Origin of the sequence: Agrobacterium sp. CNPSo 3708 (assembly GCF_028674915.1) — a bacterium.
In the GTDB taxonomy this organism is placed as follows: domain Bacteria; phylum Pseudomonadota; class Alphaproteobacteria; order Rhizobiales; family Rhizobiaceae; genus Agrobacterium; species Agrobacterium cavarae.
Genome location: NZ_JAQZSF010000010.1, coordinates 162,879 through 174,582, shown reverse-complemented (window position 1 = coordinate 174,582; position 11,704 = coordinate 162,879). Strand labels below are relative to the sequence as shown.

Annotated in this window: 14 protein-coding genes and 1 pseudogene; 11 read left to right on the top strand and 4 right to left on the bottom strand. The window is 56.7% G+C overall.

Features of this window, described 5'->3' with window-relative positions; genetic code table 11:
- Window position 1: 1 nt before the first annotated feature.
- Complete coding sequence (locus PVA19_RS20695) at window positions 2–748, top strand: formyltetrahydrofolate deformylase (protein WP_274104030.1); 747 nt, start codon at window positions 2–4, stop codon at window positions 746–748.
- 740 nt (window positions 749–1,488) lie between these two features.
- On the opposite strand, the gene PVA19_RS20690 is transcribed toward PVA19_RS20695, so the two are convergent.
- Window positions 1,489–1,755, bottom strand: a complete 267-nt coding sequence (locus tag PVA19_RS20690) for a DUF1488 domain-containing protein (RefSeq protein ID WP_062600410.1) — start codon at window positions 1,753–1,755, stop codon at window positions 1,489–1,491.
- A gap of 684 nt (window positions 1,756–2,439) precedes the next feature.
- Between PVA19_RS20690 and PVA19_RS22445 the strand changes: the two are divergent.
- Window positions 2,440–2,529, top strand: a pseudogene (locus PVA19_RS22445) (Fic family protein); the annotation flags it as partial.
- Window positions 2,530–2,704: 175 nt separating this feature from the next.
- Here the strand turns inward: PVA19_RS22445 and PVA19_RS20685 are convergent.
- Together PVA19_RS20685 and PVA19_RS20680 are read right to left on the bottom strand one after the other, a co-directional pair.
- A complete protein-coding gene (locus PVA19_RS20685; RefSeq protein WP_274104029.1) occupies window positions 2,705–3,349 on the bottom strand; it encodes a DUF1109 domain-containing protein in 645 nt (214 codons plus the stop codon).
- Complete coding sequence (locus PVA19_RS20680) at window positions 3,333–3,887, bottom strand: sigma-70 family RNA polymerase sigma factor (RefSeq protein WP_112359890.1); 555 nt, start codon at window positions 3,885–3,887, stop codon at window positions 3,333–3,335. The genes PVA19_RS20685 and PVA19_RS20680 overlap by 17 nt, the downstream gene beginning before the upstream one ends.
- 194 nt (window positions 3,888–4,081) lie before the next feature.
- Between PVA19_RS20680 and PVA19_RS20675 the strand changes: the two genes are divergently transcribed.
- From PVA19_RS20675 to PVA19_RS20640, 8 genes are all read left to right on the top strand, one after another.
- Complete coding sequence (locus PVA19_RS20675; RefSeq protein ID WP_274104028.1) at window positions 4,082–4,342, top strand: pentapeptide MXKDX repeat protein; 261 nt, start codon at window positions 4,082–4,084, stop codon at window positions 4,340–4,342.
- Window positions 4,343–4,420: 78 nt separating this feature from the next.
- Window positions 4,421–5,275 (top strand): cytochrome b/b6 domain-containing protein, encoded by an 855-nt coding sequence (locus PVA19_RS20670; protein ID WP_274104027.1) that lies wholly within the window; start codon window positions 4,421–4,423, stop codon window positions 5,273–5,275.
- The gene (locus PVA19_RS20665) at window positions 5,272–6,048 is read left to right on the top strand and encodes a molybdopterin-binding protein (protein WP_274104026.1); all 777 of its coding nucleotides are present in this window, start codon (window positions 5,272–5,274) and stop codon (window positions 6,046–6,048) included. Before PVA19_RS20670 ends, PVA19_RS20665 begins: the two co-directional genes overlap by 4 nt.
- A gap of 91 nt (window positions 6,049–6,139) precedes the next feature.
- Entirely contained in the window at window positions 6,140–6,757 is a 618-nt protein-coding gene (locus PVA19_RS20660) for a hypothetical protein (RefSeq protein WP_062423840.1), read from the top strand.
- An 887-nt stretch (window positions 6,758–7,644) separates the two neighbouring features.
- Window positions 7,645–8,187 (top strand): sigma-70 family RNA polymerase sigma factor, encoded by a 543-nt coding sequence (locus PVA19_RS20655; protein ID WP_274104034.1) that lies wholly within the window; start codon window positions 7,645–7,647, stop codon window positions 8,185–8,187.
- Complete coding sequence (locus PVA19_RS20650) at window positions 8,184–8,897, top strand: anti-sigma factor (protein ID WP_274104025.1); 714 nt, start codon at window positions 8,184–8,186, stop codon at window positions 8,895–8,897. Before PVA19_RS20655 ends, PVA19_RS20650 begins: the two co-directional genes overlap by 4 nt.
- A gap of 60 nt (window positions 8,898–8,957) precedes the next feature.
- Window positions 8,958–9,383 carry a DoxX family protein gene (locus PVA19_RS20645; protein WP_443111652.1) on the top strand — a complete coding sequence of 142 codons (426 nt, stop codon included), beginning with the start codon at window positions 8,958–8,960 and terminating at the stop codon, window positions 9,381–9,383.
- Between the two features lie 131 nt (window positions 9,384–9,514).
- Window positions 9,515–10,072, top strand: coding sequence for a fasciclin domain-containing protein (locus PVA19_RS20640; protein ID WP_027676880.1), 558 nt, complete (start codon window positions 9,515–9,517; stop codon window positions 10,070–10,072).
- 292 nt (window positions 10,073–10,364) lie between these two features.
- On the opposite strand, the gene PVA19_RS20635 is transcribed toward PVA19_RS20640, so the two are convergent.
- Window positions 10,365–10,976 carry a TetR/AcrR family transcriptional regulator gene (locus tag PVA19_RS20635; protein WP_113267665.1) on the bottom strand — a complete coding sequence of 204 codons (612 nt, stop codon included), beginning with the start codon at window positions 10,974–10,976 and terminating at the stop codon, window positions 10,365–10,367.
- Between the two features lie 147 nt (window positions 10,977–11,123).
- Between PVA19_RS20635 and PVA19_RS20630 the strand changes: the two genes are divergently transcribed.
- Complete coding sequence (locus PVA19_RS20630; protein ID WP_274104023.1) at window positions 11,124–11,390, top strand: hypothetical protein; 267 nt, start codon at window positions 11,124–11,126, stop codon at window positions 11,388–11,390.
- Window positions 11,391–11,704: the final 314 nt, after the last annotated feature.

Genomic DNA, 11,704 nt, shown 5'->3' with positions numbered 1-11,704 from the left:
CATGCGCGTCTCCTTCATTTCGGAAGAGGGCGTGTCGCTTTCAGACATCAAGGAAGGCTTCAAGCCGGTTGCCGAGCGCTTCAAGATGGAAGCCGAAATCTTCAGCGATGGCGAACGCACCAAGACGCTGCTGATGGTGTCGCGTTTCGGTCATTGTCTCAACGATCTGCTCTATCGCTGGAAGATCGGCGCGCTGCCGATCGATATCGTCGGCGTCGTCTCCAACCACTTCGATTATCAGAAGGTTGTCGTCAATCACGACATTCCCTTCCACCACATCAAGGTGACGAAGGAAAACAAGCCGAAGGCCGAAGCGCAGCTGAACGACCTGATCGAAAGCACCGGCACCGAAATTGTGGTTCTGGCGCGCTACATGCAGGTTCTGTCAGACGACATGTGCCGCAAGATGTCCGGCAAGATCATCAACATCCACCACTCCTTCCTGCCAAGCTTCAAGGGCGCCAACCCTTACAAGCAGGCCTATGAGCGTGGCGTGAAGCTGATTGGCGCCACCGCCCATTACGTCACCGCCGATCTCGACGAAGGTCCGATCATCGAGCAGGACACGGTGCGCATCACCCACGCCCAGTCGGCAGATGATTACGTCTCGCTTGGCCGCGATGTGGAAAGCCAGGTTCTGGCGCGTGCCATCCACGCCCATATCCACCACCGCACCTTCATCAACGGCAACCGCACCGTGGTCTTCCCGCCAAGCCCGGGTTCCTACGCGTCGGAGCGGATGGGCTAAGTTGTTGCATGCGCCTAACGCCACCGCAGGAGTTCGGGCCATAGCAATGGCTGCCCTACTCGACCTAACTGCAGATAATTGTCTTTTGAACGGCATCAGTAGCGCACGACGCAAATCGAGGATCCACTGAAGGAGGCGCAATAGCGCTCCATGCGGTGCCGCTGCGCGCGATATAACAAGCTCACGAATAAAGAGGCGTCAGATACTTGTCGCCTCGCGGTCCGCAGCAGGCCAAGATTGTCGCGGAGCAGAACGAGCGCGTCTTCCTAGGTCCGGTCAGCCGACACGGGCGAAAAGCCATCTGTAAACTGACCGGTTGAATTCTTAACGTTGGAAGCAAGGAACGAGGCAGCGCATGCCTGACTTGCCACCGAAGATTCATCCGGTCGCGTTTGGAGCCTAAGCGGTTTTGAACCGCCAGATGCCGATCATCCCGGCATATTCCGCTGGGGTCTAGTCAGAGCGATGAGTGCGCCGGGAAATTGTTGTAATCGTTGCCCATTCCGCAATGGCGTTGCGGTAAGACCGACCCAAAGACCATTTGTCCGTCCTCAATGGGCCGGACCATCATCAGTTCTGGCGGACATTCTCAGAGGCAGGCCGGTTCTCCTCTGCTTGACCCAGACGAAACTCTTTCGCGAACTCACTCACACGCATAGTTTTCGCTGCCACCGTTTGTAGCGGTGGCGCTGGCTCGGCTGGATGATGCACGATCGTATCCTTTCAGGACAACGCTATGCTCAACGAAAATGTGCGAGATCCAGCGTAATCACGCTGGATCGAACTTTGGAGTAAGCGGAGGTCGCCGCTTGCAGGATTCTTGGGCGCAAGGCATCGAACGCCATCAGATAATCTGCCTCGGTGACATTTCGGGACGATTTCCCGTGGGCCAAGACTTCGGTCGCCAGATAGAATTTGATCTCGAACATCCCGTCGTATCCGGTGAAACGGACACAGCGCTTTCTGTCGTCAAAACTACGAGCTTTGTTTGGAAAGGAGATACCCATCAGCGTCCACCGTCATCTTGCCAACGATCACTAGCGCTACTCTTTGGCTGGGGATCGGGACTTGCTCGTGTCGACGACTGTTTCCGGTTGGCGAGGGAACTCATGAGAGCCGATTTGGCTCTCACACCCCTGCGTGACACGGCTGAGAGGATGGGCGAGGCGTCACGCTTCATGTCGGAAGTCGCGTTCGACTGAGATTCCCGAGGTCCGGCGGACTTTAAGACTTCCCTCACCACTTTGGAGCCGGCGAGGCGGATAGACGAGGCTACTGGACTGGAAGACATTCCGTCCTCCTTTGTTGGGGCAAGGTTTTGCACCCTTGATGACAGCGCCCTGAAGACGAGCCGTCACTGCTATCTTAAGTCGTGCTGGAATACCGGATTACAAGGGGAGGCTGGGGCCAAAGCGCAGAGTGCTGGATCATGAGGGCCTGTTCCCACTGGCATTCGATGCTGATGGCGGGAAACCGATATATTGAGACAGTCGGTGCTCACCGCACGCATGAAAACACAATGCAAATCGTATCAGGTCGATTGACCAGGCCCAACATCCGCTTGGAGGCTGCCTCGTCTTGCCGGGTTGCCGCTGAGACGGAGCGCTTCATCACAAGGTTCAATCAATCCAGGCCCGATGGCCAAACGCCGCCCAAGCTTTTCCCGTGTTGCCGTCGGTCGGCTTTAGTTCGAAAGCATACATCCATTTGAGGATGGCAACGGCCAAATTGGCCGCGCACTTGCTTCGGCAACTCGTGGAAATCGGCGCACTGACGCGTAGCGGCAAACGTCGGCATAGCCGGTACTGGCTGTCATCGCAGACATAAATTGCTGCTCGTCTCGCCAACGTCATCAGCGAGGGGAGTGATTGCTCTCTGCCGCTCAGGAGCTTTGAGGGACCGTGCTGGACGGTCCGAGGTTTGGGGGAAAACAGCTCAGCAGCCTCAACGATCGCGCTACCAGCGCAAGAGACGCGGGCCGACCGCCATGCCGATCAGGCCGCATAGAACAATACCGAGCGAGTACCAGAGCGCCACGAAGGGGAGCCCGTTTTCGATACATGCCCAGGAATAGGTCCATGCGCCTATGGCCCCTGCCATCATGCCAGCGGTAAATCCGGCGAGCCGATACCGCGTCGGTGCGCAACGCCGCAAGAACCAGATATTGGCCGCGAAGACGGGAGCGGCGGACGCGACAATGATCAGTGGGCAGAACCAGTAGGAGACGCCGAAAATCAACTTCGGATAGTCCATAGCTGGCGATGCATGCAACTGCCAGAGCCCCAGCATTGCTAGCAGAATATAGATGCCGATTGAGGTCAAGCCTGCCGATTTCGGCAGTCCACCGGGGCGTGCGACAATCAACACCGCGCAGATACCATTGATCGCCAGCGCCAGCGGGTAGAATGATTTCACCCAGAAGGCGGGAAGAGACATTGCCGAGATTATGTCTGGACGCAAACCATGCACGAACAGGATAAATGCACCAGACAGCAAGACACCAGGCAGCAGCGCCTTTGTTAGTAAGCGGAGAAGAGCATGCGGCCGTATAGGCTGCAGTCCTCTTGCCAGGCTGTCGATCAGATCATCCGTTTTCGCCACGTTCGCCTCTCAATCTCGCAGCCAGCGCCTTGATGCCGCGATGAACGCTGACCTTGACCATTGCTTCCGTCTTGCCACTGGCAGCTGCCGCCTCTGCGACCGAACGACCCTCCAACCTGACGCGCCGGATCAATTCGCTTTGCCACGCCGGAATGCCAGAGAGCAATCGCTCCACATCCATGCTCGCGAGGATCGCGTCTTCGGAATAGCCGTCCGCGACGCCCTCGACCAGTTCCAGGCTGACAACCGATCGCCCGCCTCGTCGCCGGTGGTGATCGACCAGCTTGTGGCGTGCGATGGTAAAGAACCAGGCCGTGAACGGTCGCTCGCGATCGTAGGTGATCCGGCGCTGATGCAGCGCCAGAAGCGTATCCTGGATCAGATCGTCCGTATCCTGCGCGTTCGACGCCAGCCGTCGCTTGAAATAGCTCTCCAGCAGATGCCGCAAAATACCGAGCAGACAGCGATAGGCATTCTCGTCCCCGTCAAGGGACAGAAGCATCAACGCCTTCAGCTCGAATTCGCTCATCGCCATCATGTCTTTCAGGTTCATACGGCCCTAGGGCGAAACGGTTACACCGCATCGACGGTAAAATCGAGAAAAGTTCAGCCCGACCGAGTTTGCGATCACAACCGCGTGATGACTGTTACCAATTCCAGCCTTCCGCGAATGAGCCTGATGTGAACCTTCGGCGCAAACACGCGGCGAGCACATCAAACGGGAGACGCATCATGACTATTCGTTCCTTCACTGTCGCCATCGGCGCCGTCATTCTTGGTCTTTCCTTTGCGGCAAGCACCGCCGAGGCTCAATCCTCCGACGCAATGAAAAAGACCGATACCATGAAGATGGATACGATGAAAAAGGACAACATGAAGACCGATAGCATGAAGATGGCCGGCAACAAGACCGACTGTATGCACAAGGCCGGCATGGAAAAGGACTCGATGAAAAAGTCCAACATGATGAAGAAATGCGATGCGATGAAATGATCCTGTCCGCCCCCGCGAAACGCAACTTTTGCGGGGGCGGTTTCGTATCGACGATAACGCTGGCGCTCGAGGGAAATTATGGATGCGACCGCACAACCCGTCACTGGAAAACGAATTCTCATCAGGCGACACAGTCTGACCGTGCGCCTGTCGCACTGGTTAAACGTTCTGTGCATGACCGTGCTTCTGTTTAGCGGACTGCAAATCTTCAACGCGCATCCGGATCTCTATTGGGGTCAATATGGCGCCGATGACGACCCGGCCTTCATTGCCATGGACGCGGTGCAGGACGGCGACCGGGTCAAGGGCATGACCCGCATCGGCGACGTCTCCTTCGAGACGACCGGTTTCCTGGGCGTGTCCAATGTCGATGGGGAGCCAACGGCCCGCGGCTTTCCCGCCTGGCTGACGCTGCCGAGCTATCAGGACCTCGCCACCGGTCGGCGCTGGCACTTTTTCTTTGCCTGGCTCTTTGTGATCAACGGACTGATTTACATTGCCTATGGTTTTATTGCCCGTCATTTCCACCGGGACCTTTTGCCTAAGCGCGGTGAACTCGCGGCATCGCACCTCGTCCAGGAGGTGGCTGATCATGCTCGTTTGCGCTTTCCGAAAGGCGAAAAAGCGCGTCACTACAATGCTCTGCAGAAGCTCACCTATCTTCTGGTGATCTTTCTTCTGCTTCCCTTGATGATTGCGACTGGGTTGACAATGTCACCGGGTTTCAATGCCTTCGCGCCCTGGCTTCTGGATCTGTTCGGCGGTCGACAGTCGGCCCGGACACTGCATTTCATCACAGCCAGCGCACTGATCGCATTTGTCGTCATTCACATCGTGATGGTTCTGGTCTCCGGCGTATTGAACAATATGCGCTCAATGATCACCGGACGTTATATCATAATCGAAGAGCCGGAAGGGGAGTTCAAGCCATGAGCCGCCTCTTTACCCGTCGCCGTTTCCTGATCGGATCAACGCTCACCGCATCCGCACTCGGTCTGAGTGGCTGCGATGCGCTTGTCCAAAACGATAAGGTCCAGAAAACCCTGAAACTCGCCGAGGGCCTGACGAAGCGTGCGCAGCGCTTGCTGATCGGCGACAACACCCTGGCGCGCGAGTATACGCTCGCGGACATCTCGCCAAGTTTTCGCGTCAACGGTACAAGCATGCCCGACGGCGCGCAATATCAGCAATTGTTGTCGACGCAATTTTTGCAGTGGCAGTTGGAGGTCGGTGGCCTCGTCGAGCGCCCAACCAAATTCCCCCTTGCAACCCTGAAGGCAATGCCGGCACGCAGCCAGATCACCCGCCACGACTGCGTCGAAGGCTGGAGCGCGATCGGTCAGTGGACAGGTGTGCCGCTCGCTGCCGTTCTGGACAAGGTCGGCCTCAAGCCGGAAGCGCGTTATATCGTCTTTCACTGTGCCGACGAATACGAAAAGACCCTGGATGGCAGCGGCTGGTATTACGAGAGCATCGATCTCGTTGACGCTTTTCATCCTCAAACCATTCTCGCCCATTCCATGAACGGAAGAGATCTCGAAGTCGCGCATGGCGCGCCGCTGCGGCTGAGGGTCGAGCGGCAGCTTGGTTACAAGCAGGCGAAATATCTGATGCGCATTGAGGCCGTCGCGGATTTCTCCAATCTCTACGGCGGAAATGGCGGCTTCTGGGAGGATCGCGGCTACGAGTGGTACGCCGGAATATAGGTCGAAATCCAGATTTCCATAGCCAGCGGATTTTTCAGCCCGCCTCCGCCGGTTGTTCAGCAGACAGGGTTTGAAACACAAAGGAAGCACAATGTTCTCAACCTCAAAAACAGGTTTTACCCTTTTCGCCGGCGCGCTGGTTGCGTTGACGCTCGGCGGAGGCGCCAAGGCCGCCGATCAGGTTCGTGTCCGTGGCACCGTCGAAAGCCTTCAGGGCAACATCTTGTCCGTCAAAACGCGTGAAGGCAGCAGCGCAAAGATCATGCTGAAGGATGGCTGGAAGGTCTCCGGCGTCGCCAAGGCATCGGTTGACGATATCAAGCCAGGTGACTTCGTCGGTATCGCATCACTGCCAACGGCGAGCGGCGGCGATGGCGCTTTGGAAGTGCTGATCTTTCCTGCAGCGATGAAAGGCACAGGCGAGGGGAGCTACGCCTGGGACCTGAAGCCAAACAGCTCGATGACCAATGCGACTGTTGCCGACGCCGTAAAGTCTGTTGACGGTCATGCGGTGACCGTGAGCTACAAGGGGAAGGAGAAGAAGATCACCATTCCGGATGGCACGCCGGTTGTCACTTTTGCCAATGCTGCGGAAACCGACATCAAGCCTGGTGCAACCGTTTTCGTACCCTCCGAAAAGGCCGATGACGGTTCGATGTCGAGCGGTCGCGTAGTTGTCGGCACGAATGGTGTCGTTCCGCCGATGTGAGCGGAGGAAACCGCTTAAGGGAGACAGAGACCGTCGGGCGATAAAGGCCGGCGGTCGAAACATGCCAACAGGGCGGAGCACTTGGCTCGATATTCAAGCAAGGTTGGAAAGCTTCGCCGTCTGGAGAGTGATTTAAGGCTGACGTGACTGGTCCTCGCCGAACCGCCGTCAGCGGAGCGCGCGCAGAAGCGACCGCCTGACCCGACCATAAGCGACCGTATATCGCGTCGCTTCAGCCATGCGAAAGACCGTCTATCGGCGAGTACGGGGCGGGCGATGAAAGAATTTCTCGAAACCAAGGGGAAAATTGAGGGACGCAAGAGGATTGCTGAAACTAATGCTGGGCCGCGTTCGTAACTCGTCGGAAAGCAAGGCCTGAACGTGGGAGCGAAAGGTCGCGCAAGGCGCTCAGGATGAAAACGCGCTGCTGAACTGTCGCGTGATTGCTCTGCTTCGGAATCGCATAGGGCAGTATCGGCTGGAGGCCATGGCAATGTCGGAGTTGACCACATGAGGACTTGTCCCATTGACCATCTTGCCACGCTCATGGTGTTTGTGGCGATCGGCTTCTTCCGGTTAAGCAGCAGGGAGAGCCGCTTTCGCTCCTTGCCATTGGATCGATCGCGCAACACTCAGGAGCCATTCGACGATGCTGACGCCCGGGGGCTGATCGGGAGAGCTCTTCTCTCGACAGTTACGGCAGGATCCGGTCTCTGGCTCATTCGACGCCAGTTGAGAACCTTGAATGCGTCGCGATGAACAATATTCAGGGCAATGGCCGATCATGGACTGACAGAAGCAGCGTCTTTGTCGGGTTTACCGCCCGTCGCTCCTTGTTTTTTCCAGAAGCCAACCCCTATAAGGTTGGGGTGGCAAGGTTTTCTTCAATGCAAAGCAACGATATCGAAGTTTTGATCAATCGTGTCGCGATGGGAGACCGCGCCGCCTTTGTCGCACTTTACCAGGCGACTAGCCCAAAATTGATGGGCGTATGTTTGCGCATCCTCAAAAATCGCAGCGATGCTGAAGAGGCGCTGCAAGAAATATACATCAAGATCTGGCAACGCGCGAAAACCTTCGCGACCGGACATAACGGTCCGTTTGCATGGCTTGCGACAATCGCGCGCAACCACGCGATCGATACGATCCGCGCCCGCAAACCTGTTTCCGATGATCTCGACGCAGCATATGATCTTGCCGATGACACAACCCCGAACCCAGAGCAGCGCATGGGCATCGTCGATGATGGCCGCAGGATCGACAGATGCATGGCAGAGCTCGATCCGGCACATGCCAACGCAGTTCGTCGCGCCTATGTCGAGGGCCTGAGCTACATCGAACTTGCAGACGATCTGCGGGTCCCGCTGAATACGGTGCGCACCTGGCTGCGCCGTAGTCTCCTTAAGCTTAAGGAGTGCATCCAGCGATGACGCGTGATCCTGGCTCAAGCGAGCACTCTAAAGATGAAATCCTGGCAGGCGAATATGTCTTGGGTGTTCTGTCCATCGAAGGAAGAAGGATGGTCGAGCGCCGCATGGCCGGCGATGAGGCGTTTTCGCAAATCGTTGCGCGCTGGCAGGCCGACATGGAGTCCTTCAATCAGGACTACGACGAAGTAACGCCTCGCGCCGCCGTGCTGGAACAGCTTGAACAGCGTCTCTTCGCAGCACCGCAGACGAATAAGGTGAACGTCAGCCTTTGGAATTCAATGGCTTTCTGGCGTTGGCTTTCACTCGGCACCTCCGTAGCCGCTGCTGCCGCCCTGATCTATGCGTCGGGTATCGCGTCGCCATCTTCTCGGGATGGTAAGCTGGTTGCGGAACTCTCGGCACCCAGTAATTCCGTCAACATGCTGGCGTCCTATGATGCTGAAAGCGGGCGAATGCGCATCGTACCTGTCGCGGCAGGGCGCGCTCAGGAGAAATCGCTGGAGCTCTGGCTTGTCCCTGGGCAAGGAGATCCCTTCTCGCTCGGCATATTGCCGGCAGATACCGGCGGAGAACTGGTCATTCCATCGGACCTGCGTGATCGTCTGAGTGGCGGCGCAACGCTTGCAGTATCGCTGGAACCGTTCGGCGGCTCGCCCACAGGCAAGCCGACCGGAGCGATCGTGGCGAGCGGCACGGCAAGAAGCCTCTGAACTTCCGCTTTCCGGAGCGATGCGCTGCGCGATGGCACAAGGCACCTATTTGGAGGGGAGATGGGATACTCCGTGGCTGCCTATCTGAGGACGGAAGCTTGGCGGCGCAAATGCGCGACAGGGCTCGCCTGCCTGTATGGCTTCGTCGGCACGATGCACCTTCTGTGGCCGACGCCATTTCTGAAAATCACACCGGATTGGGTTCCGTCGCCACATTTGGTGATTTTGCTGACAGGGCTTTGCGAAATCGCTGGTGCGGTGGGAATCGTAACCGCACGACTTCAGCGGGCCGCAGGCATTGGTCTGGCGCTTTATGCGGTCTGCGTTTTTCCGGCGAACATGAAACACGCGATCGATGCGCTTTCTGGTGACCCGTCGGTCTGGGAGTGGATCTACCACCTTTTGCGCCTACCCCTCCAGCCCGTCCTGGTATGGTTGCCTTTGTTTGCTGGCCGCGTGGTGAGGTGGCCACAGCAAGCGAGATGACCGTGTAAAATAATTCGACGGCTCTGAAACTTCTTCTCAGGCCGTTCCGTAACCTTCTTGTCCCGGAAGAGGGAAGCCGACCCTTAGGAGATGCAGCCTTGCATCTGGGTGATCGGCCAGGAGGAATCACCATGTTCAAGCTCGCAATCCGTTTCGCAGCCTGCGCCACCGCAATCGCGATCGCTGCTGGCAGCGCCTACGCAGCCAATCCAAAGGTCGGCGGCGCCGCGATGTACGAAGACAAGAACATCGTGGAAAACGCGATGAATTCGAAGGACCACACGACACTTGTGGCCGCCGTCAAGGCAGCCGGCCTGGTCGAGACGCTGCAAGGGAAGGGACCGTTTACCGTGTTCGCCCCGACGAATGAAGCGTTTGCAGCTCTTCCCAAGGGAACCGTCGACACACTCCTGAAGCCTGAGAACAAGGCACAGTTGACCAAGGTCCTGACCTGCCACGTCGTCGCAGCCAATGCCATGTCAACGGCGATCGAGAAGATGATCAAGGACGACAAGGGCACGCATGACGTCAAGACCGTCGGCGGCTGCGTTTTGAAGGCCAAGGAAAGCATGGGCAAGATTACACTGACCGATGAAAACGGCAATGTCGCGCATGTCACGATCGCCGACGTGAAGCAGTCGAACGGCGTCATTCACGTCATCGACAAGGTGCTTCTGCCAAAGATGTAATTTGCGTCTTTGAATTGAGATAAAGCCGGATAACAAACCGGCTTTATTTTCATTGAGCCAGGCCTCGGAGTGGCCGCCCATTGGGAGATCTGGAGCTTCGCAACTCCAGCGATTTCTCGATCTAACTCTCTGATTTTCATGTTGGGCTTCAACTAAAGCCTTTCGCGGCCTTCATACTGCCCAGGGCAGTTCTCCAGTTTATTTTCTATAGAGAGTGGCCTGGTAAAAGGCGCCGGAGATCAGCGATCGATGCCGGTGCTTTCGGTTCCGTTTTCTGGCGCTTCAATCGAACTCACGACAAAGCGCCGGCACCAAGGCCAAACGCCACCATCGCCGCTTCACACGCACGGGTAAACCGCATCGACGGGCCTTCTTTTCCAGTTGCGAGCTTGCTGACGCGCGCTCCCTCCAGCAGCATGGAAAGCGTATCAGCCAAAAGTTCCGGATCGCTCGCACCCGTTGAACGACAGAGGTCGGCAAGGCGGGAATGCTGCTGCATCTTCAGGGATTCGATGACCGCGTGTGCCGGGTGTCCCTGCTCCTTCAACTCCACGGCGGCATTGGCTAGATCGCATCCATATGGCTCACTCGAGAGACACTGAGCGCGCGCTTTAACCCATGCAGCAAGCTGAGCCCTCGGGTCGCCGGGGTTGTCTGTCTCGAGATCTTTCCAAGCTTGATCCAATGTCTGAGAACTGTGCTTGAGCGCCTCGCACACCAGATCGTCCTTCGAGCCGAAATGTCGATACAACGTCATCTTATTGGTGGCTGCGGCTTCTGCGATGGCATCGACGCCTATGCCGCGTATCCCATATTCACGAAACAGTTGACAGGCCGTTGAGACGATACGGTCACGAGGTGGGATTTTCTGTTCGGAGGAGCGATCAGATTTCACGGATTTCATGATTTTTGATTTTTATCCTGAAGTGACGTTGACACGGGTGTGACTGGTCGGTAACTATCCATTTGTTACTTACCGGTAACACCATGCGGGGTGGCCGTCAAGTCACTGCCGCCCTCTGGATTTAAAACTCGTCGAAAGGAGACTGTCATGACCGTTACGACAGGGGAGATGACGCTCGCTGAAATGTATAGAGATCCACTGATCCTTTCAGTAATGCGCGCGGATGGTATCGCTCTGAATGAGTTCAAAGAGATGATGGCTGCGGCTACCGCGTCTCTGAAGACACGGGACGCAACATTGCCAGAGCTGCGAGTCCGGACGACTGAAGCCGCAGCGTCTTCGAGACGTCCGCAGGTGGCGACGATGCAGCCGTTGTTCGCAGGTTCATTTCAATCGTGCTGTGCAAATTTGTAACGTCTGATCAGTGGTTCGACATCTGACGGTGAAAGTACGCCGCGCTCCACTCAGGTGCTGCTTGCATCTGGAACAGGACGCCAGATTGAAATTCTAATAAGTTTCGTCGAAAGGCACTGTGTTGCTGCGTTGATACCACTTGTCTCCTGGAAATAAAGAGGAGATGAGTGCTTCCACGTTCGGAGTTACGCTACGCCCTAACTTGTTGCGAGGTGAGGGCAACAATTGTACCTTTCGAACATAGTTAGAGCCACCCCGATTAGCGCCGATAGCGTTTTGATCCTCGAAAGTGGATCGATAATGTAGAAAACTCT

Excerpts from the sequence above, each read along its gene's own strand:
- PVA19_RS20695 (WP_274104030.1), top strand. The coding sequence starts at position 2 with ATGCGCGTCTCCTTCATTTCGGAAGAGGGCGTGTCGCTTTCAGACATC.
- PVA19_RS20690 (WP_062600410.1), bottom strand. The coding sequence starts at position 1,755 with ATGGGTATCTCCTTTCCAAACAAAGCTCGTAGTTTTGACGACAGAAAG.
- PVA19_RS20680 (WP_112359890.1), bottom strand. The coding sequence starts at position 3,887 with ATGATGGCGATGAGCGAATTCGAGCTGAAGGCGTTGATGCTTCTGTCC.
- PVA19_RS20675 (WP_274104028.1), top strand. The coding sequence starts at position 4,082 with ATGACTATTCGTTCCTTCACTGTCGCCATCGGCGCCGTCATTCTTGGT.
- PVA19_RS20670 (WP_274104027.1), top strand. The coding sequence starts at position 4,421 with ATGGATGCGACCGCACAACCCGTCACTGGAAAACGAATTCTCATCAGG.
- PVA19_RS20665 (WP_274104026.1), top strand. The coding sequence starts at position 5,272 with ATGAGCCGCCTCTTTACCCGTCGCCGTTTCCTGATCGGATCAACGCTC.
- PVA19_RS20660 (WP_062423840.1), top strand. The coding sequence starts at position 6,140 with ATGTTCTCAACCTCAAAAACAGGTTTTACCCTTTTCGCCGGCGCGCTG.
- PVA19_RS20655 (WP_274104034.1), top strand. The coding sequence starts at position 7,645 with ATGCAAAGCAACGATATCGAAGTTTTGATCAATCGTGTCGCGATGGGA.
- PVA19_RS20650 (WP_274104025.1), top strand. The coding sequence starts at position 8,184 with ATGACGCGTGATCCTGGCTCAAGCGAGCACTCTAAAGATGAAATCCTG.
- PVA19_RS20645 (WP_443111652.1), top strand. The coding sequence starts at position 8,958 with ATGGGATACTCCGTGGCTGCCTATCTGAGGACGGAAGCTTGGCGGCGC.
- PVA19_RS20640 (WP_027676880.1), top strand. The coding sequence starts at position 9,515 with ATGTTCAAGCTCGCAATCCGTTTCGCAGCCTGCGCCACCGCAATCGCG.
- PVA19_RS20635 (WP_113267665.1), bottom strand. The coding sequence starts at position 10,976 with ATGAAATCCGTGAAATCTGATCGCTCCTCCGAACAGAAAATCCCACCT.
- PVA19_RS20630 (WP_274104023.1), top strand. The coding sequence starts at position 11,124 with ATGACCGTTACGACAGGGGAGATGACGCTCGCTGAAATGTATAGAGAT.